Below are 23051 nucleotides of genomic sequence, written 5' to 3' on the forward strand. Positions count from 1 at the left end.
ATGGAAAAGAAAAAAGTCCTAGTCCTTCCTGGGGACGGTATTGGTGTGGATGTCTGTAACGCTGCGTTACCAATATTTGATGTTTTAGCACTGCCTATTGAATTGTCATTTGGAGATATTGGTTGGTCTTGTTGGGAAAACGAAGGCACTCCAATACCAGTGAGAACCTGGGATCAAATATCAAAATCGGATGCAGTACTGCTAGGTGCCATTACCAGCAAAGGTAAAGATGAAGCCGAGAAGGCACTTCCGAAAGAACTTCAAAATAAAAATTGGCAATATGTGTCACCTGTCATTCAACTGCGACAACAACTTGGTCTCTTCGCTAATATTCGACCAGCACATTATATTAACGGAGACCGGGAACCGTTTGATCTATGCGTTATAAGGGAAAATACAGAAGGATTGTATGCTGGTTTTGATTTCAAGGGGATTCCCGAGAATCTAGATAACTTTCTGACTCACCCTAATATCGGTGTTTACGGCCCTAAAGAAGTAGCCTGGTCTGTTCGCCTACAAACGAAGCACGGACTTTCTAGATTATTTAAGAAAGCGTTCATTTATGCCGAAGACCACGGTCTTAAAAGAGTAACCTTTGCAGATAAGCCAAACGTAATGCGTGAAAGCGGTAAATTTGCAAAAGACATATTTTTTGATATTGCGAGTAACTATCCTGATATCACAGCTGACATACACAACGTTGATGCAGTTGCCTTATGGTTAGTTAAGAAACCACATGAGTTTGGTGTAATTGTCGCTGAGAATATGTTCGGAGATATCTTATCGGATTTGGTTGCTGGTGTAATGGGTGGCTTAGGTGTAGCTCCTAGCGCGAATATAGGCTCAGATATTGCGTACTTTGAACCAGTTCATGGCAGTGCACCCAAAATGGCTGGAAAGGGAAAGGCGAACCCTTGTGCGTTATTTATGTCTATTGCATTAATGCTGGATTACTTGGGATATCCAGATCACGCATCTCGTCTAGAAGTTGCCGTAAAGCATGTCATAAAATCTCGTGTAGCCCTTAGTTATGATTTTGGAGGAGACGCTACAACTGTTGAAGTCGCTAAAGCGATTATCGATGCATATCGAAATCAAACCGAAGGTAGGACAGTGGCCATATTAACTATCGGTGACGAATTACTTTCGGGAAAATCAATAAATACTAATTTATCTGATTTATCCCAAATTGCCGAGCACAAGGGCTATTCAGTGGTTAGGCAGATAGTTTGTAGCGATTCCGTTGGAGACATTGAACAAACCATTTCAAAACTAGCTGGTGATGTTGACTACCTGGTGCTCTCCGGTGGTTTAGGGCCTACAAGTGATGACCGAACCAGATTTGCAGTAGCTGAAGTGGCCAAAGAAAGCTTAGTCTTTAACGACTGTTCCTGGAGACATATAGAGTCACGTTTGACAAATTTCAACGTAGCTGTAGATGAGTCAAATCGAGTTCAAGCTATGTTCCCTGAAACCGCAGCTATTTTAAGTAACCCAATTGGCACTGCTAATGGCTTCTCTTTAAACATTTATGGAACAAAAGTACTTGTCTTGCCTGGTCCACCAGCCGAAGCAAAATATTTACTTGACAAGTACTTAGCCGAAATCGTAAATGCTTCAAATTCTACCAATAGCTACAAATGGAGCATTATGGGCGTAAGCGAAGGAGAGGTAGGGACTTTTTTTGAAACAACGCTCAAGAAATATGATTTAAAACTCCATTACCTTTGGAAGTACCCATATGTGCAGGTCGAAGCAATTCTTCCTAAAGGGCATACTGTTGCTGACTCAACACTTCGAACCATAAGAAAGGAATTTGGAAAACTTCTCATTAGTGAAAGTGGCGAAAAAGCATCGGAGATAGTATCTAGACAAAATCTCGGTATTAACTGGGAATCCAATAGTGAATCAATTAGTAAAAACATTTCGAAGGAACTGTCTGCTATTACTAGCAACAAAAATATCAATACAACTATTCATTTTGAAATTTACCCTTCGTTAAGTGAATTACTGAATAATAAGATTTTCACAGGCGATTGTTGGTTAGTTTGTCACGACGATAACGGAAATAAGGACTCAATCTCATTCCCGTGCCGTGGGTCAGAAATCCAAGTGTTTATAAAAGAATATCTATGTAATTTCGTGCTCAGATTATCAGAGAGTAATATAAAGGATGCTGTATGCTAACTAACAAACAAAAAGAACTCCGAGCAAGACTACTTGCCTTAGATACACCGGCGATTTCTGATGCATTGGATAGTTTATCAATAAACGGTGGTCTGCTAGGTATTCAGTGTAGAATTAACGGCCTGAAAATGGCTGGTCCGGCATTTACCGTTAAATACAAACCAATACAGTTTGATTCGCAGCATTTTAAAAACGCAGGAAACTACATCGACAACGTACCTGAGTGCAGTGTGGTTTTAGTTGATAACCAAGGACGTACGGACTGTACTAGCTGGGGCGGCATACTAACCACAAAAGCCAAACTAAAAAATTTAGCTGGAACTGTCATTTTTGGCTCAGTTCGCGATCTACAGGAAATCAATGAAAAAGAATACCCTTTGTTCTCAGCAGGGGTGTACATGGTTTCGGGAAAAAACCGAGCAGTAGTTGAAGCGACTAACGTACCACTGAACATCAATGGAACAACTGTTAAAGACTCGGACTGGCTGTTTGGTGACATGAATGGTGTTCTGGCGATCCCCGCTGAACACTTGGAAGAAGTGATTTATAGGGCAGAAAAAACCGAACAAACCGAGTTAAATATTCTCGGTGCAATTTCTGGTGGCCAAAATCTCGAAGAAGCCAGAGTACAACACGGCTATAGTGAGCCCTGGAAGGAAAAGTAGCGTGTCAGAATTTTCCAGTTATTGGAGTGAGCGTCTTGAGTTTCTAGACGTTCATTACCATGCAGATGTAGACCAATTCAAAAGGCGCTATAACGTTATACAAGCGGGGGAAATGTACCAAAAGCTAAAAGGAGGCGTGGTACTTAAGAATCATCTTGGTAATTGTGCATCTTTAGCTAGTTTGGCTCAAAGTTTTGATTTACCCGTTTTTGGTTCCACCGTTCTAAATGATATATCGGGAGGCCTTAGCGTCCAGCCAATAAAGAATGCTCTTTGCCAATATGAGTTTAAGCTCAAAGGAAGAATGTTGGTCCACTTGCCAACCATTGTTCCTAATAAGCATAAGAGTAAGCTAACTCGTTCATACACTAATGAACAGGTGGTTAAATTTGCCACTAAGTCTATAAAAATAACCGACGATGATGGCAAGCTACTCGATAGTGTAAAAGAGATCATCGAGTTTGCCGAAAAGCAAAACATCGTTATTTCTACGGGCCACGCAGCAAAGCATGAAATATTCGCTTTGGTGGAATACATTCATGGTCATAGTAAAAAAGTTAAGCTGATGCTCAATCAGCCAGCAAATCCTATTACTGGCCTTTCTGCAAAGGAGCTAAGACAGTTTGAAGGGTTTGACTGGTTGTATACTGAACAAACAGCACTAACACTTTTATTAGGCTACCAATCGATTGAAGACTTTGCGGATGTAGTAACTAACCAAAAAAATGTAGTATATAGCTCAGATTTAGGTCAGATCAGTCAAATAGATATTCCCGAATGGAGGGCTCAATCAGCGACTTGGTTTGAAACCATAGGATTAACTAAATCCAGAGTGCAGGAAATATCATTAGAAACGCCACTCAAAATGTTGGACCCTGATTGATTTAGCACGAGCATATCTTCAGAGACTTAATGAATTCGACAAAAGCTTTCTCTTTTGGTGATAAGTTTCTGTTTATATGCACGAGGTATATAGGAAGAGGTGGGGGCATAAACTCATCGAGAACTGTAATAAGCTCACCTCTTTCTAATTCTTGGGAAACAGTGAAATCTGGAAGATAACAGATACCTAAATTTTCACTAGTAAACTTTAAAATATCTAAGCTGTTATTAATAGTCGTATTTCCCCTAACCGCCACATCAACTTCTAGTTTGTTAACGACATATTTCCATGTTGCCGTTCTGTTGGCAAAATGAACAATGCAATTGTGGTTTTCTAAATCAGCTGGTATTTTAGGTGTTCCATATTTTTCCATGTATTTTCTGGTGAGACAGGTCTTTTTTCTCCAGTATCCTAATTTAGTAAAATATAAGTTAGAGTCAGGCAGATTGCCGCAGTGAAAAGCTAAATCGTATCCATGACTGAATAATTCCAGGGAATGATTGCCTGATATTAATTCCAAATTTATATTAGGGTGTTTTTCAATAAATTTATTTAATCTCGGTAAAAGGTGAAGGTTGTTTATTGAATGTGGAACACCAACTTTGAGTTTCCCGTTTATATCGCTAAGAACGCTCATCTGTTGATGCATACAGAGGTCATAATCTTTAAGTAGATTAATCACATTGTCATAGAAGACCTTACCTTCGGTCGTCATAGTAATGTTTCTTGAGTTTCTTTTTAACAAAGCAGTATTAAGCTTCTGTTCTAGGGCGTTTATGTGTTTAGTCACTAACGATGGCGATATATTCAGTTCCATGGCGGCAGCTCTGAATCCACCTTTAGTAACCACCATTCTAAAGGATTTCATTTCTTTAATCATTTTCGTTTTGTTTTTTTATATGCTATGTAATATATGAATACACCATGAAACAAAAGGATTTGTCAAACCTCTAAGTTGTTAAAAACAATCTCACACGTCAGCGTCATTAACAACGAGTGCACCAAATATTCACCTTCGCCATAAACCTTGAGACCTGTAGCATAAATGGCTAGGTGCTGTATTGCTCCTCTGGTTTTTGCCTTAAATGAGACCTTAACTTGCTTAGCTCTTCGGCTGATACGGGTGTAGTCTGGGTAGGTTAGGGGGATGTTAGCCAGTTTGAACAGTGAATCGATAAATCCTTGTTGCGCTTTCATTGACATAGAAAAGACTCGTATCACCATCAGGGCAGTAGTAACGGCTAAGTCGCTGAACCCGATGCCTACCGCGCTTTATCTGCTTGCTTTGCTTCCACTCGCTTATCTTCCTCATCAATCTAGAACGTCAGAAAACCACGGTTGATTAAGGCTTTGTTGTACTGCTTCCAATTGGTTGTTTTATAACAAGGTTTCGGCATAAGGCTACGATGATTAACGGATATAGCCGATCAGATCGTAAGTTTCTGATTTAGCTCCATCGAATTGCGCAACAAAACCAGGTACTGCAAAACTTTCTAAAAATTACTACATAACGTCAGTCTAGGGCTAAAGAGCTTTGGTGACAGGTTTTGTCCATAACCGTTCACGCCCCGGTTCTGGCCCGACATTAGGAAATGTAGGGCAAATTCTGACGGGATTTATCGGCCCCAAATCAAGCTGACACGCTTTGGGGCATTTCTGTGTTACACACTCCGTCAGCACACCTTTGGACATAAATGAGTTTCGGAGATTGGAGTATTAGTATTTCATGAATTACTTAAAGTATAAAAAAGTCGCTTAACTCACTGTCCAAACTTTATGGTACAGATCACTGACCAAGGCTGGCCTAAAAACCAACAAAATGGCAGCCCAATCAGGCTGCCATTTCTTTATTCGGTTATTTGAAAGATGCGACTTGGCGAGGTATTACGAAGCAAAACGCATCAGCTCTTCTGGCGAGTAGTGTTCTGCTTCTGCGCCTTTGGCGATTAAGTCGATCACTTGGAACTCGCTCATGTCACCAAACTCCTTGGTTAAATAATCACGGAACGCTTTCTCGTTCGGCCATTTACCTCGCACAATATAGCCTTCTTCTTTGTCAAAATCTTCCGTTTCAAAAAAGGAAAAGTCTGTCATACCAATATTGTGACAATACAAAACGAGATACATGTTGAATCCTTAAACTGCTATTAATAAAAACTCACCGGGAGATGAAAATCAAGTTCAAACACCTCGTCACTATTGAGAAAATGATTTTGAAAATAGTGAACATAAGCGGGGGTTGAGCGTTGCTTGAAGCCAGATGTCGGTAGCCATTTTTCCAATACCATACTGATCTGTGGTAACAGTTCACCATAGCGCCCCTTAAGTCGAAATACAGCGTGTAAGCCACCCGGAATCACCATTTGGTTAACCACGCCACGATACTTAATCGGCTCATCAATTGCGATACACGCCACATAGCGACACTGATCCATTTCAACCCAAGCAGGGTTTGAGTGGTGCAAACCAAATTGGCGCGAAAAGTCACGCTGTTCGGAGTTAGCCCAAGCCTTCAGTATCAACCACGCATTGCGAATGGAACGATTATACCCCGTATGTCGAACATAAGCCGCCATGCGTTCCGACACTTCAATAATCTTCGGCTCTGGTAATGCGTGTTGCGCCACATTTAAATAGCCCGCAGCAACTTCAGGGTCTTTCAAATAGGGCTTCTCTGCGACTTGTAAATCATGCTTACGCCATTCTCCGGGCGACATATTAAAGGTCGCTTTGAACGCTCGACTGAACGAAGAGGCAGAACTAAAACCACACTTACTCGCAATTTCTACCACGGATGACGTGGTGTCAAACATCAATTGATTGGCTGCATATTCCATTCGAGTACGTCGAATATATTGATGTAACGACTCCCCAACCACACTTTTAAATGTGCGATGAAAGTGTTGCTCAGAATAAGCCGCAATCTCAGAGAGCGCTTTAGCCGATAAAGGCTGGCTAATATCTTGATGAATATGGAACAGAACATCATTGATTCGGGATATGTGTTGACGTGACATCGTTTAAATAGCATAAATGGACATGTTTAAGAGCATAAACGGACACGCTTATTTTTACAATTGCCGTGTAATATCAAATGATAAAATAAAAACGACAAACGACGAGACACAACACATGGAAATCGCACAGTCATTACAACAAATTCAATCTTCATACATTCGAGAAATCCTCGCAGCCGCAAGCGATCCAAATGTCATCTCATTGGCTGGCGGTTTACCGGACGAGAAGACATTCCCTATCGATTTGATGAAGCCAACGTTAGAAAACCTAGCGAACATGCCTGAAGTTTTCCAATATGGTTCCACGGCTGGTTATGGCCCACTACTTGAGCACCTAACCCAAAGCTTCCAGTTACCAGAAACTCACACCGTCATGATTTGTACGGGCTCCCAACAAGGCTTGGATTTGATTGCACGTGCGTATGTCGATCCGGGAGATGTGATTGTGATGGAAGCGCCAAGCTACTTGGGTGCGATGCAAGTGTTTGGCTTGGTTCAAGCAAACATTGTGACCGTTTCTCAAACCGAATTTGGCCCGAACCTTGAAGAGCTGAAAACCTGTTTTGCGCAACAAGCGCCGAAAATGTTCTACGCGGTGCCCGATTTCCATAACCCAACAGGGGTATGCTGGACAAAAGAGACTCGTCAAAAAGTCGCAGAGTTGTGCATCCAATACGACGTAGCATTCATTGAAGATGCCCCATACCGTGAACTACGCTTCTCGGGGTCTGAGCTACCTATGGTTTCTTCATTCTGCCCGGACAACTCTATCGTTCTTCGTTCATTCTCGAAGATTGCATCACCAGGGCTACGCATTGGCGCAGTAACAGGCAAACGCAGCTACCTTGAGCCATTGATCAAAGTGAAACAAGGCGCGGATTTGCACTCAAGTGTACCGATGCAAGCACTGCTCGTTGGCCTTCTGAAACATGACGATTTCAACCTGCACATGGAAAACATTCGTACTCTGTACAAGTCTCGCTATGAAGTGCTGTTTTCAGAACTAGAGAAACAACTGCCAGCAGACTGCGTGTTAAAATCCGTTGATGGCGGGATGTTCATTTGGGTAGAAATTCCAGAGTGCGACACCTTCGAACTGGCTAGAACTCTGCTTGCTAACGGCGTTGCTGTCGTGCCAAGCCCTGTGTTCTATCCAAAAGCTGACGAAGCAAAAGCCGCACTGCGCCTAAACTTCACCAACGCCAACCCAGAAGAATTAACGGAAGCGGTGAAACGCCTAACACAAGTGCTGAACCAAGCGTAATCGTTTTTACTATTTACCGTAACGCAGTAACCATTCAGCATTAAAGGCCAACGTTGATTCTCAATAAAAGAATCACATTGGCCTTATTTTTTTGTCGAATTTGATGTGTATTTATAATGGAACAATGAAATGAAAGTGATCGTTGGCAACAACCCAGAGCTGATACTTAAAGCGCAATCTATTCGCCACCAAGTGTTTGTCGTTGAACAACAAATCCCTCAAACTTTAGATCTTGATGGGTTAGATCTCAAATCACACCATGTGTTAGTTACCGACGCCGACAATCTGGTCGCAACTGCTCGCTTATACATTGATGACAACGGCCACGCGATTATGGCTCGTGTAGCCGTTTTACAAGCGTATCGAGGTTTAGGTATCGCCTCTAAAGTGGTGTCCACCGTTCTTGAACATGCCCGCCAGCAATGTGCCAAAGTCATTGAAATTCATGCCCATCAATACTTAAGACATTACTACGAAAGATTTGGCTTTGATTTTATTCGTGAAGTAGAAATCGTCGGAGAGCATCAACTCATTGAAATGAGATACGACATCGCGCCTTCAACCCACATTCAGTAAGACAAGAGGGCGTTGGCGAACCCAGATAGACAAGATAGAAACGATAATGCCCTTTTTTGAGCCCCTTTCCCGCTTTGTGTATCGAACCACATTTATCGACTAAAATAGATTCTATACTGGGGTTCATTCGACTAGAGAGGAAGTGCCAATGCTCAATGAAAACCATGCCTTTATCTTAGATTTCCCAGATCTTAAATTAGACATTGTTCAGCTCAACCACGACGACGAAAGATTCAAAGCAGACATGCAGAAGTACCACCAACTCGACTACGACATCCGTCAGCTAGAGATTTCTGGCAGCCCTATCGATGACGACAGCATGCACAATCTCAAAGTAGAACGCATGGAGCTAAAAGACTCGCTACACAAACAGCTCATGCGCCATCACGCGCTCAAGATCGTATAAATACTCATTATGCTAGTGTGGCTAACTTGGCCACACTAATGCCCTTCTCAATGGGTACTTTGTTTGTCATTGAAATGATCGATTGTCCAACCAACCTATAACCTCAACCAACCTATAATCGTTTACCGCTACCATCTTCCCACATCACTTCGCACTCTTCTCTGATCGCTGATTTCAACAGTTCAACCAAAGGGAAAGCTCGGCTACCAATACTGATAGGAACTTCAACAATCTCTTCTTCACGGCCATCATCGGCATTCTCTTGCTCGACAGGTTGACTCTGTTCAGCGTCAATCGCAGACCGTAAATGATTCAGCGCCTGAGAGACTTCTGAAGCATCAATCGCTCCAGGTACAGTGCCACTGTGTCCCAGCATTTTAATCAGCTGAAGACCGACCTCTCCTAACATCGTGACATTCGCATGTGCCTTGCAACTAAACGTAATTAACATAATGAGATTCTCTTCAATTTGATTGTTTGCAAACTATGTTGAGTAAATCATTAGAAAGCAAGTCGATCATCAAAGAATCATGAAGAACCAGAATCTCTAATTCGCTATTTCTGAATGGCTATAGGTACCGTCAGTGATACCGTTCACCGTTTACAATCTCAGATAAGTCTTTAATTAATATCCTTGATAGTCGTCACACAAAATCGACAACCGCCAATGATTATTTAATCTACTATTAACATCATCATTAAACTTTGTGGCACAAATCACATGAATAGGCTAGTAGGCAGACACCTCGAAGAGATGGCGGACATACGCTCGACTCGTAAACAAAAAATTGTCTATTCCTTTTCACTGACTTCTGCTGCAATTTTTACCTTCTACACTTGGGCTTATATTCAGGAACAGTTTTATGCGTTGTCGACTCTCGAGTTGTGTTTTACGCTTATCGTAGTCTTAAACGCCATTTCTATAAAAAAAGCCACCACACCAAAGTACCCAGAGCTGATATTAAGCGCAGTGCTACTTGCGCAAGGGGTTACTTTATTCTTGTACAACCAGACTATTCCCGAGCGAATACTCTGGTTGTATCCTATTTTAGCCGCCGTGATTTTTATCAATAATTTCAGAATGGGCATGATATTCAGTGTTTCGTTTTGTCTGTTTATTTTAGCCTTGGTTCTCACCTTCCCTAACCAATTTTCTGTGCCCTTTAACAGCACGCATCGCTTTATTCTTAGCTTGTTTACTATGAGTTTGGTGTGCCACACCGGCGCTTATTACTACACACAAGCCGTGAGTTATATTCAACGACTTTACCAAGAAGGGATTGAAGACTTAGCCTATCGAGACCAACTCACAGGATTAGCCAATCGTTGGAGTTTTGAACGTTGGGCAACAGAAAAACTCACGAAAGTTGAGAGCAAACCGTCACTGACCGCGCTGGTATTTTTAGATATTGATAACTTTAAAGACATCAACGACAACTATGGGCATGCCGTTGGCGACAATGTTTTACAGCATTTCGCTAATCGCTTGAGCAATAATATCCGCACCAAAGACAGAGACAGTCAAAAATACGATTATTCCATCGCTCGGTTTGCCGGAGATGAATTTGTTTTGATGCTCTACGACATTCCAACTAAAAAAAACCTGGATGACATTTTAACGCGTATATGTGGATTGTTCGCAAGCGATTACCAAATCAATGAACGAATCAACGAACTCACTCTTAGTGTTGGCGTCTCTTTATACCCTCAAGATGGTACAGACCTACACGAGTTAACGAGATGCGCCGATAAAGCCATGTATGTCGCCAAGCGCTCTGGAAAAAATAGATATGCCTATTATCACGATAATCCAGTAGTGCCCCTGATTGAAGAGCGAGCAGCTCGCTCACAGTCTGATTCATCTGACTTTGAACATTGCCGTGAAGGAAAGGCTGAAGGGAACAATATTACACGGCTAAATATACGTCAGCGTTAAGTGTGACTGTCGCTGACATCTAAGCGCACTAGCCTGCCATATACATCAACCACAGGCTGACTAACCCTATCACAATGATCCAAATAACTTGTCGTGTGGTATTCAGATTATCGCGTTTAGATTTCATTACTGTCTTATAAGCCGCTTGCTTAGCAGAATGAATAAAAGGGCCATTAACACTGCGTCTTTTTAGGCGACGTTTACATGCACTGTTTGCGACAGCGGTAAAGCGGTGGCTCTGCTCTGTTGTAAAATCGTTATCAAAGTCGAGCCGACCTTGACTATCGCCATGCTTTGGTTGTATTGCCATAGCGTCCTCCTCAGCGATTTACTCCCTCTTGAGTATAGGCCTAATCTTATATTGTTGCCTGTTCAATATTTTCGAATAAGTCACTCAATACCGTGCCATCTTCTTTTTTAATCAAATCACATAAACTATCGCTATTCCCGTTAATGAGGTTTTCATTATGATCAATACAAGAGCAGTCGAGCATGTCATGTCTACGCATGCCACCTCGGATGGTGATGGTGTCAAAATTCAAAGGATCGCTGGTTTTAATAACCCGCGTTTTTCTCCCTTTTTGATGATTGATGAGCTGAGATCAGAGACAAGTAAAGACTACATTGGTGGCTTTCCCCCACACCCTCATCGTGGGATAGAAACGCTCACTTACATGCTACAAGGCCACTTCCAACATAAAGACCATATGGGTAACGTTGGAGAACTGCGTAGCGGAGGTGCACAGTGGATGGCCGCAGGTCGCGGTGTGATCCACAGTGAAATGCCAATGATGGAACAAGGCGCGTTGCATGGGTTCCAGATTTGGATAAACCAACCCGCGACACACAAAATGCAACCCGCTCAATATCATGATTTCCAGCGTAAAAGTATTACGGAGCATCAAAATGAACAAGTGGGGTTGCTGAGAATGATTGCGGGTGAGTTTGAACTAGACACAACATCCAGCGCAGCGGCTATACAAATTCAAGGTCCATTGCAAAAGACAGGTGTGCCACTAAGCGTTGCAGACTGGCAGGCTGATGCCGGACAAAAAGTCGTATTAGGGACGAATGTTAACCACCATTCTATGGCGTACGTGTACCGAGGCAGTGTTCAGATCGACGGCAAAGTGATCAAGCAAGGTCAACTGGCACTGCTCACCCAAGCTGAATGGCTGTCTTTGGATAGCATAGAAAATTCAGGTGTACTGGTTTTTTCTGGTGAACCGATTAATGAGCCTGTGGTGCACTATGGTCCGTTTGTGATGAATTCGATGGAAGAGATTGAACAGACGGTTGAGGATTACAACAACGGCGTATTTGAAACTTACTGATTTACGATACGTTAATGAGCTTTGAGCTTTGAGCTTTGAGCTTTGAGCTTTGAGCTTTGAAGAGACATTACAACCAACAACGAATTTGGTCATCCATTTGATGACTACAAAAACAAGTGACACTATCCACTGCCGGTTATTATCACTTATTCAACCACGCTCTTAGAGCGTGGTTTTTTCTATTAAATCAGAGACAAACAATATCCTGATTGAACAAATTTAGATCAGGTTACAAATACTCACACAGGTAAGCCGTCGCTTCTTTTACCTGTAGGTCGAATGAAGAGTCACCCGCAACATCAAAAGATTCACCAGATTGGTATGTTGTCCAATCATCATCCCCAACCCGCTTGACTATCAAAGCACCTTTAACAACGGTCATCTTTTCTGGAGCCGCAGTCCCAAATGTGTACTCGCCCGTCGCCATTACACCAACACTCATGTCAGCCCCAGACTGGTTAAACGCTAACGACTTAACGTTCCCTTCAAAGTATGTGTTTTCTTTAATCATTGTACTTCCTTGTTATCTTCAAATTGCAATTATTGAGCTCACCGAGTAAGCCTATGCGTAAATTTAGGTGATAATTGTTTTAACCAATTCAAGACTTTCCTACAAGAAATAAATACGCATAGCTTAAACCTTTTCGAGAATAGAGATTGATTGACGGAATAAATACTTTTAGACATCGCTAAAACGCCACGAAAGCAATTCATATATCGACAACATTTGAACCTGCTTCTAACTCTTGCAACCATCTTTGCAAACTATAATTTTAGTTTGTAGCATTTAATGCGGTATGAGTGACGGACGGATAAAACATGGCAAAAAAGATTACCAAAGCAACAACTTTAGTTGCTACCTCAATACGCTACCTTTTGTCATTGATGGTGATTATCATTGCTCTGTCTGTCGGTTATGTTACCTACCAAGCCCAACAACAATCAGACAGCAAAAGTAATGTGCATGGCACATGGATAGAGATTGGCTCTCCACCTTACAAAACGGATACCCTCACTCTGTCAGATAATGGCGTACTGATGAATCATCGCTTAATCAGCACCTCGTTTGATTTTGATGGCAAACTTATCACCATCAATACAGGTTCAGGAACAACGGTTTATACCATCAGTGGCAGCGCCGATTCACCTCGCTTAAAACGACTGATTCCAAGTGTCCCGGCACAACAGTTCGTCAAAGAGGGCTACGAACATACGGCTGCTGGTGATAACCATGGTGTTATGCAGCAACGACGCGCTTCTTTAACAGAACACTTCCAAAAATAACCCCTTCCTTTGCAGAACACCCACAGTATTGCGCGCATAACCTATCACAGCTTCCTACATCCTACTCTGTGACCGCCCTTCAAATAACAATATTTCCTTTCGTTTGTCGCATTTTTCCATCACTTAATATCGCCTAATTTTACTTATAAGACTCTCATTCTAAAGACGGTTTTATTCTCGATAACATGGACTCAGCCTCTCACCAATTAAGCAACAAAGTTGCAACAAAATACAATTTTTTAGTTGTCCATCGAAAACGCGTTTATTTTCAATCATGAAATTAAAACTATCTTGAATACTGATTAGGAAGCTCCTTTAAAAACGACGGGAGCCACTTATGGAACCATTTGGTTCTCGTAACCTTCAAGGAATGAGAGAAATAGTATGATTCGTATTAATACCTGTGCTGCGAGCATCGCGCTAGCGCTATCTGGTACAGCCCTAGCTGCTCCAACAGCACCTAGCATTGACATGTACGGTTCTAACAACCTACAGTTTTCTAAAATTGAACTCGAGATGGATACCACTTCTGGTTACAACCAAATGGTGACCTATCACGACAAAGCAAAGATCGCGGTCAAATTCAATCAATGGAGCGGAACATCAGGAGACACATACAACATCTATTTTGATGGCGTTAAAGTCGCTACAGGCCCAATCAGTGGCAGTCAAACTACCGCAGCATTTGAATACGGCCAAGGCGGCTTATTCGAAATGGAAATCGAAGCGTGTGATGAAACCGGGTGTAGTAAGAGTGCACCGGCAAAAATCACGATCGCCGATACTGATGGCTCACACTTAACACCACTTACGATGAATGTTGATCCAAACAACAAATCATATAATACAGATCCAAACACGGTAGTGGGTACTTACTTTGTTGAGTGGGGGATCTATGGCCGTGATTACACAGTAGACAACATACCTGCCGACAATTTGACTCATATCCTCTATGGCTTCATCCCAATTTGTGGTCCGAACGAATCAGTAAAGGCTGTGGGTGGAAACAGCTATACCGCCTTAGTGACAGCGTGTAACGGCGTTAATGATTATGAAGTGGTCATTCACGACCCTTGGGCCGCCTTCCAAAAAAGTTTCCCCCAAGCAGGCCACGAATTCAGTTCCCCGATTAAGGGTAACTACGCAATGCTGATGGCGTTAAAACAGCGCAACCCTGACTTAAAAATAATGCCATCGATTGGCGGCTGGACGTTATCTGACCCGTTCTTTGATTTCACAACGAAAGCCAACCGTGACACCTTCGTTGCGTCTGTTAAAAAATTCCTTAACACATGGAAATTCTACGATGGTGTAGATATCGACTGGGAATACCCAGGTGGAGGCGGTGCCGCGCCCGATCTTGGTGACCCTGTCAACGACGGCCCTGCTTATGTTGCATTGATGGCAGAGCTGCGTGCGATGTTGGATGAGTTAGAAGCAGAAAACGGCCGTACTTACGAGCTCACATCCGCGATCGGTGTTGGTCACGATAAGATTGAAGACGTGAACTACGGCGATGCTATCCAATACATGGATTACATCTTCGCAATGACTTACGACTTCTACGGCGGTTTTAACAACGTGTTAGGTCACCAAACAGCACTTAACTGCGGTAACTTCATGCGCCCTGGTCAATGTGATGGCACAGGCCTTGATGAAAATGGCGAACCCTACACTGGCCCTGCTTACACCACAGACAACGGCATCCAATTGCTGCTTGAGCAAGGTGTTCCAGCGAACAAACTTGTGGTTGGTACAGCTATGTATGGTCGTGGTTGGGAGGGCGTATTACCTTCATCACTCACCGATCCTACAGACCCAATGACGGGTGTAGGTAATGGCAAACTAACCGGCAGCTCTGCGCAAGGCGTATGGGAAGATGGCGTTATTGACTACAAAGGCATTAAAGCGAACATGCTTGGTGCAAACAACCAAGGCATCAACGGCTTTGAATATGGTTACGACGAAATGGCAGAAGCGCCTTACGTTTGGAACCGTACTTCGGGTCAGCTCATTACATTTGATGATGACCGCTCAGTAAAAGCAAAAGGCGCATACGTTCGTAGCCTTGGTCTTGCGGGTCTATTCTCTTGGGAAATTGATGCGGATAACGGCGACATCCTCAACGCAATGCATGAAGGTCTGGCGGGCGGAACGACCGACCCAGTCAACCGTAAACCAACCGCTGCAGCGGGGGCTGACCAAACAGTTGAAGGCCCGGCTTCTGTCTCTTTAGACGGTAGCGCTTCAAAAGACAGTGACGGCACAATTACAAGCTACGCTTGGTCACAAGTAAGTGGGGCAACGGTAGTACTGGCTAACGCCAATGCGGCTGTTGCAAGCTTCGATATCGGTGAAGTGACACAACAAGAAACACTAACGTTTAGCTTAACCGTGACGGATAACGAAGGGGCGACAGCAACAGACACGGTTATGATTACCGTAAACCCTAAAGATACCGGTCCAACCAATACCGCTCCAGTCGCAGTTGTTTCGGCTCCGGCTGAAGTGAATGCGGGTGATGTGGTCGTGGTTGATGCTTCGGCTTCAAGCGATGCTGACCAAGACACATTGACCTTCACTTGGGATGTACCAGCTGGTATTGATGCAACGGTTCAAGGTGCTTCTGTGAGCTTTGTGGCGGCAGAGTACTCGCAAGATACGGTACTGAGCTTCTCAGTAACAGTGAGTGATGGCATGGAGACATCGGTCGCGGCTACGTCGGTTAAAGTCCTAATGAAAACGACCGGCGGCGATACGTGTACTAACGCTTGGGATTCCAGCGCAGTCTACACTGGCGGCGACCAAGTGACTCATGCCGGTAAGATTTGGGAAGCCAAATGGTGGACGACAGGTGAAGATCCAACAACAACAGGCCAATGGGGCGTGTGGAAAGAGATTGGTCCTGCAAACTGTGCGAGCTAAAAGTAGGGGTTAGTTAAACACGAACTCGACACCTAAAAGTAAAGGCCAACCCGATGGTTTCTGGTTGGCCTTTTTATCTGTGTTTTCTAATCTTTCAACTTCCGTTCATTACACTTGGTTAATCAGATGATCAAAGCTCTCAAACACTTGTGGGCACTTCATCACTCGGCCATGCCCCTGCCCTTGAGTCGTGATTAAAGTCACACGACTCATTTCATTGGCAGCGCGCTGAGACACATCAAACCGAGTGAACTTGTCTTGCTCGTCATGAACAATGATTGTCTGAGACTCACGCAGTGCCAACTTACCATAAGGATCAACCGACTGAATGGGGTAGTTAAACTGCTCTTCTACTTCCCCCACTACGGCCTCAAACAGCTTCATCGAGTAACCCGAGCGAGCCACACTACCGAACAGGTTTTCGAGATAATCCAAGACAGGTGCGATCAGCAACAACGGCTTATTTTCCAGTTTGACATGCTTACATTCCAACGCTGAAGCCGTCCCCATACTATGGCCAACTAAACCAGCCACTTCACCCACCGAATCTAAAATCGCTTCTAGGCCGTTCACAAACGCAGGGATATGACCATGTACACCATCACTACCACCATGAGCAGGGTGGTCGTAAGCCATTGCAGTAAAGCCTTTAGTTGCGATGTGTTCCATTAAAGGAAAGAACTGACTCGCGGTGCCAGACCAACCATGGGTCAGCACCCAAACGGGACCACTACCCAAAGAATACGTTTTTAAAACGCCATCACGGCCTTTGATTTCACTCTTGATAAGCCCTTGTGGATCCGCATTTTTTTGCTCGGTACGCATCGGGGTAAGCAGCAGTTTACGTGCTGTTTTCTTTGCATGGCCCGGCGCTAAAATGTAATGCAGGTTCGTTGTCGCTCCAATCAGGCTGCGCTTGAAGCTGAATTTGTTCGATGTATTAAAATAGATTTTGTCACTCATGACCCTTCCTTGTATCGCCATCTTCACTGGCGGATCGTGCTCGCCCCAAAAATCGAACGACCGTGCTATTTGTTGATATAAAAACGGCGCGACTGCGGCTTATAAAAGTTTACCGCCATTTCCCGCCACTTATCTAAAATGTGTATCCGCCGAATTCAAGCAAAGCTGATACGCTTTGTCGGTTAAACGGCTTAGTGAATTAAACGGCTTTCCAACTGGCGACTAAACGTTCGACACCACTCCAAAAGTGCGCGTGACTCGCTTGCTGGCCTCGTAGTGAGTAAAACAAGTTCGCACTTAAATAGAGACCATATAGCTCAAAAGTTGCCTGTTTAGGCTCTAAATCGGCTCTAAACTGCTTGTTTTCCACCGCTTTTGCTACCTGAATCGTCAAGTAATCAATCCAAACTGAAATGGTTCTTTGCAGTGCCTTCTGAATCAAAGAGGTTTCACTGCCCGCATCTTTCCATGCATCAATAAACATGCAACTACCTTGGAATGAATGATTCCAGCCTAGCCAATTATCGAGCAGCTGTTTCAATTTCGCTTCAATATCACCATCACCGAGCTCTCTTGCAGGAACAATGACTCTTTCAGTGAATATGGCATTAGAATACTCGAGTACAGAGAGTTGCAGATTCTCTTTTGAGTTGAAGTGCGCAAACAAACCACTCTTAGACATGCAACACTGCTTGGCCAATTCACCAATCGTCAAACTCTCAAGTCCATTTTCACTCGCCAGTGCAAATGCATGGCTCAAAATATACTCTTTGGTTATCTTTCCTTTGCTCATTATTCACCAACAATAAAATGGATGGTTTATTTTTAGCACGTTCGTTCTTTTTTTCAAGTTTTTCCATTATTCTTTAGTATTCATTTTGTCTTATCAAAGAATTGTGGAAAAATGCGACAGTATTCAAAGGAATTTGAGTTAACCGATTATTAAATCAAACCACTGATTGAGCTTAGCCACTAAGGAAAGAGAATGGATACACTTTGGGAACAGTTTGCGTTTTCGGCTTCGGTGACAGGCCCTATCTGTTTAATGCTGTTTCTTGGTGTTATGCTCAAGCGAATTGGCTTAATTAATGACAATTTCATTGATGTCGCATCCAAGGTGGTATTTCAAGTCACCCTACCTGCGATGTTATTTCTCAGCATTGTTCAATCTGACCATGATTTTACCGCGAGTGGTCAACTTATCATTTTTGGCTTAGTTGCTAATCTTGCTTTCTTCGTGTTCACTACGATCAGTACTAAAGTGGCCTTTAAAAAACCTCAAGACCAAGGGGTTATTGTGCAAGGTGGCTTTCGTGCCAATACCGCCATTATTGGACTCGCTTATGTTGCCAATATCTACGGGAACGATGGCGTTGCTCTCGCCGCCCTTTATGTCGCCTCGCTGACGGTTCTCTATAACATTCAGGCCGTTATTGCGCTCACTCCAAAAGGGCAAGAGTCAGGGGGGAAAGCCATTCAAGTGATTGTTAAAACGCTCACTAGAAACCCTCTTATTATCTCGATAGCGATGGGGGTCTTGTTCTACTTGCTCTCGATTCCAGTCCCAAAAATGGTGACCGATGCAGGGCGGTATTTCGCCAATATGACGTTACCGTTGGCTCTGTTATGTACCGGAGGTTCGCTTGATATACGTTCTCTGAAAAAAGACAAGGGCTCAACCTGGTTCTCTGCGGGATACAAGCTGGTTTTGGCTCCGCTAATGATCACTTCAGCGGCGCTATTTTTCGGTTTTAGAGGGTTAAATCTTGGTCTTATTTTCTTAATGAGCGCTGCACCAACCGCCGCAGCAAGCTATGTGATGGCACGTGCGATGGGCGGAAATTCAACACTGGCAGCCAATATTATCGCACTGACTACTATTGTTTCACTTATCACTTGTACGCTTGGTATATTCACACTAACCGCAATGGATTTAATATAGCTGCGACCCGCGTCAAAAAATCAATATAAGCCTTATATCCAAGGCCTCCACCTTTGATTTAAAGCTAACAGCTTCCACATAAAGACTGCTAGATTCTACGAAATTTTTTCTTAGAGATCTGATATGTCTACCGTTCAATATACGCCTTCACAACGCATCGCCAGTATCGAGCTGGGTCGAGTGATTGCTATCTTAGCGATCATTGGTTTACACGGCCAAATGGCACTTACTTATTGGCAAATCAATGACGTTCCATGGGTTGGCTATGTGCTCAACCAATCCGCTCGTTTCGCCGTACCTTTGTTCTTCCTTATTTCCGGCTATCTGATTCAACCTAAGCTTACCGCCTCGCCTTGGACAACAGTGATCAACTATTCCAAACCACTGCTGAAAGTCTGGTTGGCATGGAGCATCATTTGTTTAGTCATGCCTTTCAACCTCGCGAAGGTAGAAGAGTTTGGCTATCTAGGCGAACGTGAAGGCTATTGGGGCTTCTTAATGAATACCCCTCTCAACTCTTTTTTGGAGGGTGGATTGGTGCACTTATGGTTCATTCCTGCTCTAGTGTGCGCCGTTTTAATCATCGCCTTAATGGTTGAGATGAAACTCGATAAACGACTATTGCCTGTGGCAATTTTACTTTACGTATACGGAGTGTTGGCAGGCAGTTACACAAGTTTAACCGACCTCAGTGCTCCTTTTTTTACTCGCAATGGCCCGTTCTTTAGCACGTTAATGGTGAGTTTAGGTTTTATCATTCGTCAGCATCAATGCAAAATATCATCCGCTAAGGCATTGGGGTTATTCGCGTTAGGCATGGTGATTCATTTTGCTGAGGCAGCATGGTTAACCCAGTTTGATATCGCCTTTAATACTCACGATTTCTTGTTTGGTACGGCTTTGTGGGGCGTGGGGGTGTTCATGTGGCTTTTAGCTAATCCAAACCTCGGTGACTACGCTTGGGTTCGTGCCATTTCAAACCGTATGTTGGGTATCTACGTAAGCCATCTGTTGATCATTATCATGTTGTTCAATGTCTGCCGAATACTGGGGATCACAGAAATGGCAAAAGACGTCACCGTATTCTTTGCAACATTTGTACTAAGCTTAATGTTAGTGACCGTTATTGAAAGGACACCACTAAAGCCGTGGCTGTTGCGTTAACTCAATAACAACATTAATACCGAATTGAGCGAAACTAATGCGTCCACAAAGTCAGATAGAAAGGCATAAACTCCCGCTCGATGTTGGCATATAGCATCAAAGAGGTTACAACTTGATTGTAACCTTTTCTTTTTCAGGACGAAGAATGAAAATCAACCAACCAACAACCGCTGTTATTTTCTTTGCTTTGTTGATTAGCCCCTTTGCATTTTCAAGCAGTGAGTTACCTTGGGTATTTGTAAAAAGCGAAGCGGGTATCATCATTCACAAAAGGGCGCATCGTGAAGGCTTGGTTGAGATACGAGCACAAATGCAAACCCCCACCACTTATTCCGGTTTTTTGTCGCTATTGGAAGACAGTCAGAACGTACCGAATTGGGTTGATAATGTGTCGGAAAGTCGAGTTTTGAGGCAAATTTCAGCAACGGAAAATATCGTTTATACCCAATTCAAAGCACCTTGGCCTGCCAGAGACCGAGATATGGTGACCTACTCTAAATACACAATTGACAATGATCAGTTTATTTTGTCGATTAAAGATGCATCGACTTATTTGCCCAAAGAGCCCGGGTATATTCGAATTTACAATGTAAAAGCTTTATGGACACTTCAGCCACTCAACAATAGTAATACCTACATCACCTATACCGCGTACGCCAACGCGGGCGGTATTCTGCCCAATTGGTTAATGAACAAATTATCCATTAGCAGCGCATTGAACACATTTAAAGGGTTAAGAGAGCAGTTACCCAAATACCAAAGCCAACAACACCCAAACCTACCAAGCGAGTGAGCGAATTCGGATGCAGATACAAACTAAGCCACAAAAGCATGCATTATGCTTGTTAGATTTTACGTGTCAAAAATCATCAACAACAGCCATAATAAATAAACCCCGCTTGATGGACGCCAAACGGGGTTTTCTTTTTCATGATGTGTGGCATCAAGCCGGATTCACGTTACAAAATCATGCTCATCAAGAACATCGCGCCAAAGGCATTCAACACTGAAATCGCGATCATCACTGGGATATAACGACCTTCAGTCCCAATTGGGCCCATAATACGCCCCATGTATTGCACTTGTGAGCCCATCAAGTAAATAGCAGGCGCCAAGATAGCGATATGAGTACCGTTCAGGATACCTTGATCAAACAGCGTGATAACCACACCGACCGCTCCCCCCATCGACATCCAAGCGCCAATCAATACGGCAGCCGCTTCACCGGGTAAGCCAAATACAGCCATGATAGGCGCAAACACGCTACCCATCAGATCCAACGCTCCGGTAATTTGCAACGCCTTGATGATCACAAACGCCATTAAAACATTAGGCACAGTCGAAGTGGTCGCAATTACCCAGCCTTTCTTAGCACCTTCCACGAAAATATCAGTAACCATTGGTTTTTTTGCTTTCACTTCGCTCATAATGCCACTTCCTCTTCCAATTTTTGTTTTTGTTCTTTTTCTGATTTTGGTTTGTCTTCTTTGCCTTCAGTAATATTGAGGTAGATACGGAACAGGTTCGCACCGACAAATTTGAAAACAAACATCACGGCAACCGCTAAACCAATAGACGATGTTACCGCAAGAGATCCATCCATCGCCGTCAGAGTAAACAACACCGCGCCCGATGAAAAAAAGTTAACGATCGCCGCACCAGCTGTGAACTGAAACATAGTAAAAACGTCGGTTTCACGCTTAGTAAGATGTCCCTCATCTTTCAACTGCCGAGTCATTGCGGCACCAGCGTCAGTACTTTGTAGAGAGGCAATAAGAGCCAAACCAGAATTACCAGGAATCCCCATTAAAGGACGAAGCATAGGAGTAAGCAATCTACGCGCGGCATCAAGAGCACCATAATGCTCAAGTACGTTGATCATACCAAGTGCAAACATCACGGTCGGAATCAATGTCAAAGCAAAAATAAAGCCGTCACGAGCTCCATTACCACCTTGGCCACGCAATGACGTTGTTGCTGCTTGAATACCATCAGCCGTTTCACTGACATCGTAAGCAACTTTGCCAAATGAACCATTGAGCGTCGTAAAATCGAACACTCCATACCATTCATTTGACTGCATTAAGCCCGAAAAAAACACAATCGCAAAAGCGAGTGCAATGTAACTCCCGACCGTGACTTTACGATCGGTATTGGTTGGATTAGTCATAATGGCCTCTATACATCTGGTTTATGTGGAACAGAACACGCAATCAATAATGCAAACTAATTACTCGAAAGTGTGTGACTAAAATCAAATAGTTCCGCGGTTTAAACGAAAGAGACAATGGAATATTTAAAACTGTGACTTGGATTTAAATGCAGAAGAATGTACTGCTTGAAGCTAAATAAATAACATACAGCACTAAATATAAACCGCTTTAATAGCATAAAAAAAAGCAGAAAAATCAATGATGATTGCTCCATGTTTTTTATCATTTGAGCAACAGTAACCAACCGGACATTTATAGTTTTTTCACCATAATCTATTGAATAAACAGACAT

The 23051-nt window shown here is 43.2% G+C and carries 23 protein-coding genes and 1 pseudogene; 13 read left to right on the forward strand and 11 right to left on the reverse strand.

Translation table 11 applies throughout. The features are described from left to right. Genes OCU36_RS15215 through OCU36_RS15225 form a run of 3 tightly spaced genes read left to right on the forward strand, consistent with a single transcriptional unit; the run spans position 1 to position 3735 of the window. A complete protein-coding gene (locus OCU36_RS15215) occupies positions 1-2187 on the forward strand; it encodes an isocitrate/isopropylmalate family dehydrogenase (RefSeq protein ID WP_261840387.1) in 2187 nt (728 codons plus the stop codon). Next, positions 2181-2852: an RraA family protein gene (locus tag OCU36_RS15220; protein ID WP_261840388.1), complete on the forward strand. Its 672-nt coding sequence runs from the start codon at positions 2181-2183 to the stop codon at positions 2850-2852. Before OCU36_RS15215 ends, OCU36_RS15220 begins: the two co-directional genes overlap by 7 nt. A gap of 1 nt (position 2853) precedes the next feature. Beyond that, positions 2854-3735 carry a DUF6282 family protein gene (locus OCU36_RS15225; protein WP_261840389.1) on the forward strand — a complete coding sequence of 294 codons (882 nt, stop codon included), beginning with the start codon at positions 2854-2856 and terminating at the stop codon, positions 3733-3735. 1 nt (position 3736) lies between these two features. Here the strand turns inward: OCU36_RS15225 and OCU36_RS15230 are convergent, their stop codons facing one another. The 4 genes and pseudogenes from OCU36_RS15230 to OCU36_RS15245 form a co-directional block, all read right to left on the reverse strand. After that, positions 3737-4615, reverse strand: a complete 879-nt coding sequence (locus tag OCU36_RS15230; RefSeq protein ID WP_261840390.1) for a LysR family transcriptional regulator — start codon at positions 4613-4615, stop codon at positions 3737-3739. 119 nt (positions 4616-4734) lie between these two features. Further along, positions 4735-5132: pseudogene (locus OCU36_RS15235) on the reverse strand (transposase); the annotation flags it as partial. A 487-nt stretch (positions 5133-5619) separates the two neighbouring features. After that, complete coding sequence (locus OCU36_RS15240; RefSeq protein WP_261840391.1) at positions 5620-5862, reverse strand: hypothetical protein; 243 nt, start codon at positions 5860-5862, stop codon at positions 5620-5622. A gap of 20 nt (positions 5863-5882) precedes the next feature. Next, positions 5883-6752 (reverse strand): AraC family transcriptional regulator, encoded by an 870-nt coding sequence (locus OCU36_RS15245; RefSeq protein ID WP_261840392.1) that lies wholly within the window; start codon positions 6750-6752, stop codon positions 5883-5885. Positions 6753-6867: 115 nt separating this feature from the next. Between OCU36_RS15245 and OCU36_RS15250 the strand changes: the two genes are divergently transcribed. From OCU36_RS15250 to OCU36_RS15260, 3 genes are all read left to right on the forward strand, one after another. Next, a complete protein-coding gene (locus tag OCU36_RS15250; RefSeq protein WP_261840393.1) occupies positions 6868-8016 on the forward strand; it encodes an aminotransferase-like domain-containing protein in 1149 nt (382 codons plus the stop codon). Between the two features lie 129 nt (positions 8017-8145). Beyond that, positions 8146-8592, forward strand: coding sequence for a GNAT family N-acetyltransferase (locus tag OCU36_RS15255; RefSeq protein ID WP_261840394.1), 447 nt, complete (start codon positions 8146-8148; stop codon positions 8590-8592). 148 nt (positions 8593-8740) lie between these two features. Further along, entirely contained in the window at positions 8741-8998 is a 258-nt protein-coding gene (locus OCU36_RS15260) for a YdcH family protein (RefSeq protein ID WP_261840395.1), read from the forward strand. A gap of 112 nt (positions 8999-9110) precedes the next feature. Here the strand turns inward: OCU36_RS15260 and OCU36_RS15265 are convergent, their stop codons facing one another. Next, complete coding sequence (locus tag OCU36_RS15265) at positions 9111-9449, reverse strand: DUF1840 domain-containing protein (protein WP_261840396.1); 339 nt, start codon at positions 9447-9449, stop codon at positions 9111-9113. 303 nt (positions 9450-9752) lie between these two features. Between OCU36_RS15265 and OCU36_RS15270 the strand changes: the two genes are divergently transcribed. Further along, positions 9753-10934 carry a GGDEF domain-containing protein gene (locus OCU36_RS15270; protein WP_261840723.1) on the forward strand — a complete coding sequence of 394 codons (1182 nt, stop codon included), beginning with the start codon at positions 9753-9755 and terminating at the stop codon, positions 10932-10934. A gap of 28 nt (positions 10935-10962) precedes the next feature. On the opposite strand, the gene OCU36_RS15275 is transcribed toward OCU36_RS15270, so the two are convergent. Then, on the reverse strand, positions 10963-11244 hold the full coding sequence (locus OCU36_RS15275) for a hypothetical protein (RefSeq protein ID WP_261840397.1): 282 nt from the start codon (positions 11242-11244) through the stop codon (positions 10963-10965). Between the two features lie 157 nt (positions 11245-11401). Here OCU36_RS15275 and OCU36_RS15280 point away from each other — a divergent pair, with 157 nt between their 5' ends. Then, positions 11402-12268, forward strand: a complete 867-nt coding sequence (locus OCU36_RS15280) for a pirin family protein (protein WP_261840398.1) — start codon at positions 11402-11404, stop codon at positions 12266-12268. A gap of 229 nt (positions 12269-12497) precedes the next feature. On the opposite strand, the gene ppnP is transcribed toward OCU36_RS15280, so the two are convergent. Continuing rightward, entirely contained in the window at positions 12498-12779 is a 282-nt protein-coding gene (ppnP, locus tag OCU36_RS15285) for a pyrimidine/purine nucleoside phosphorylase (RefSeq protein WP_261840399.1), read from the reverse strand. Between the two features lie 308 nt (positions 12780-13087). Between ppnP and OCU36_RS15290 the strand changes: the two genes are divergently transcribed. Beyond that, positions 13088-13552 carry a DUF2850 domain-containing protein gene (locus tag OCU36_RS15290; protein WP_261840400.1) on the forward strand — a complete coding sequence of 155 codons (465 nt, stop codon included), beginning with the start codon at positions 13088-13090 and terminating at the stop codon, positions 13550-13552. Positions 13553-13936: 384 nt separating this feature from the next. Further along, positions 13937-16477, forward strand: a complete 2541-nt coding sequence (locus OCU36_RS15295) for a glycosyl hydrolase family 18 protein (RefSeq protein ID WP_261840401.1) — start codon at positions 13937-13939, stop codon at positions 16475-16477. Positions 16478-16585: 108 nt separating this feature from the next. Here the strand turns inward: OCU36_RS15295 and OCU36_RS15300 are convergent, their stop codons facing one another. Beyond that, positions 16586-17440, reverse strand: a complete 855-nt coding sequence (locus OCU36_RS15300) for an alpha/beta fold hydrolase (RefSeq protein ID WP_261840402.1) — start codon at positions 17438-17440, stop codon at positions 16586-16588. A gap of 199 nt (positions 17441-17639) precedes the next feature. Then, positions 17640-18233 (reverse strand): TetR/AcrR family transcriptional regulator, encoded by a 594-nt coding sequence (locus tag OCU36_RS15305; protein ID WP_261840403.1) that lies wholly within the window; start codon positions 18231-18233, stop codon positions 17640-17642. A 192-nt stretch (positions 18234-18425) separates the two neighbouring features. Between OCU36_RS15305 and OCU36_RS15310 the strand changes: the two genes are divergently transcribed. The 3 genes from OCU36_RS15310 (at position 18426) to OCU36_RS15320 (ending at position 21339) form a co-directional block, all read left to right on the forward strand. After that, entirely contained in the window at positions 18426-19382 is a 957-nt protein-coding gene (locus OCU36_RS15310; RefSeq protein WP_261840404.1) for an AEC family transporter, read from the forward strand. A gap of 123 nt (positions 19383-19505) precedes the next feature. Beyond that, positions 19506-20546 (forward strand): acyltransferase, encoded by a 1041-nt coding sequence (locus tag OCU36_RS15315; protein ID WP_261840405.1) that lies wholly within the window; start codon positions 19506-19508, stop codon positions 20544-20546. Positions 20547-20691: 145 nt separating this feature from the next. Further along, a complete protein-coding gene (locus tag OCU36_RS15320; protein ID WP_261840406.1) occupies positions 20692-21339 on the forward strand; it encodes an START domain-containing protein in 648 nt (215 codons plus the stop codon). 166 nt (positions 21340-21505) lie between these two features. Here the strand turns inward: OCU36_RS15320 and OCU36_RS15325 are convergent, their stop codons facing one another. After that, positions 21506-21973 (reverse strand): YjiG family protein, encoded by a 468-nt coding sequence (locus tag OCU36_RS15325; RefSeq protein ID WP_261840407.1) that lies wholly within the window; start codon positions 21971-21973, stop codon positions 21506-21508. Continuing rightward, on the reverse strand, positions 21970-22716 hold the full coding sequence (locus tag OCU36_RS15330) for a nucleoside recognition domain-containing protein (RefSeq protein WP_261840408.1): 747 nt from the start codon (positions 22714-22716) through the stop codon (positions 21970-21972). Before OCU36_RS15330 ends, OCU36_RS15325 begins: the two co-directional genes overlap by 4 nt. Between the last annotated feature and the right edge of the window lie 335 nt (positions 22717-23051).

Origin of the sequence: Vibrio artabrorum, from assembly GCF_024347295.1 — a bacterium.
GTDB lineage: Bacteria > Pseudomonadota > Gammaproteobacteria > Enterobacterales > Vibrionaceae > Vibrio > Vibrio artabrorum.

What these genes read in the sequence shown, in the direction of transcription:
- OCU36_RS15290 (WP_261840400.1), top strand. Translation starts at nt 13,088, where the DNA reads ATGGCAAAAAAGATTACCAAAGCAACAACTTTAGTTGCTACCTCAATA.
- OCU36_RS15260 (WP_261840395.1), top strand. Translation starts at nt 8,741, where the DNA reads ATGCTCAATGAAAACCATGCCTTTATCTTAGATTTCCCAGATCTTAAA.
- OCU36_RS15325 (WP_261840407.1), bottom strand. Translation starts at nt 21,973, where the DNA reads ATGAGCGAAGTGAAAGCAAAAAAACCAATGGTTACTGATATTTTCGTG.
- OCU36_RS15220 (WP_261840388.1), top strand. Translation starts at nt 2,181, where the DNA reads ATGCTAACTAACAAACAAAAAGAACTCCGAGCAAGACTACTTGCCTTA.
- OCU36_RS15295 (WP_261840401.1), top strand. Translation starts at nt 13,937, where the DNA reads ATGATTCGTATTAATACCTGTGCTGCGAGCATCGCGCTAGCGCTATCT.
- OCU36_RS15305 (WP_261840403.1), bottom strand. Translation starts at nt 18,233, where the DNA reads ATGAGCAAAGGAAAGATAACCAAAGAGTATATTTTGAGCCATGCATTT.
- OCU36_RS15280 (WP_261840398.1), top strand. Translation starts at nt 11,402, where the DNA reads ATGATCAATACAAGAGCAGTCGAGCATGTCATGTCTACGCATGCCACC.
- OCU36_RS15330 (WP_261840408.1), bottom strand. Translation starts at nt 22,716, where the DNA reads ATGACTAATCCAACCAATACCGATCGTAAAGTCACGGTCGGGAGTTAC.
- OCU36_RS15230 (WP_261840390.1), bottom strand. Translation starts at nt 4,615, where the DNA reads ATGATTAAAGAAATGAAATCCTTTAGAATGGTGGTTACTAAAGGTGGA.
- OCU36_RS15255 (WP_261840394.1), top strand. Translation starts at nt 8,146, where the DNA reads ATGAAAGTGATCGTTGGCAACAACCCAGAGCTGATACTTAAAGCGCAA.
- OCU36_RS15240 (WP_261840391.1), bottom strand. Translation starts at nt 5,862, where the DNA reads ATGTATCTCGTTTTGTATTGTCACAATATTGGTATGACAGACTTTTCC.
- ppnP (WP_261840399.1), bottom strand. Translation starts at nt 12,779, where the DNA reads ATGATTAAAGAAAACACATACTTTGAAGGGAACGTTAAGTCGTTAGCG.
- OCU36_RS15310 (WP_261840404.1), top strand. Translation starts at nt 18,426, where the DNA reads ATGGATACACTTTGGGAACAGTTTGCGTTTTCGGCTTCGGTGACAGGC.
- OCU36_RS15320 (WP_261840406.1), top strand. Translation starts at nt 20,692, where the DNA reads ATGAAAATCAACCAACCAACAACCGCTGTTATTTTCTTTGCTTTGTTG.
- OCU36_RS15250 (WP_261840393.1), top strand. Translation starts at nt 6,868, where the DNA reads ATGGAAATCGCACAGTCATTACAACAAATTCAATCTTCATACATTCGA.
- OCU36_RS15265 (WP_261840396.1), bottom strand. Translation starts at nt 9,449, where the DNA reads ATGTTAATTACGTTTAGTTGCAAGGCACATGCGAATGTCACGATGTTA.
- OCU36_RS15215 (WP_261840387.1), top strand. Translation starts at nt 1, where the DNA reads ATGGAAAAGAAAAAAGTCCTAGTCCTTCCTGGGGACGGTATTGGTGTG.
- OCU36_RS15245 (WP_261840392.1), bottom strand. Translation starts at nt 6,752, where the DNA reads ATGTCACGTCAACACATATCCCGAATCAATGATGTTCTGTTCCATATT.
- OCU36_RS15315 (WP_261840405.1), top strand. Translation starts at nt 19,506, where the DNA reads ATGTCTACCGTTCAATATACGCCTTCACAACGCATCGCCAGTATCGAG.
- OCU36_RS15270 (WP_261840723.1), top strand. Translation starts at nt 9,753, where the DNA reads ATGGCGGACATACGCTCGACTCGTAAACAAAAAATTGTCTATTCCTTT.
- OCU36_RS15275 (WP_261840397.1), bottom strand. Translation starts at nt 11,244, where the DNA reads ATGGCAATACAACCAAAGCATGGCGATAGTCAAGGTCGGCTCGACTTT.
- OCU36_RS15300 (WP_261840402.1), bottom strand. Translation starts at nt 17,440, where the DNA reads ATGAGTGACAAAATCTATTTTAATACATCGAACAAATTCAGCTTCAAG.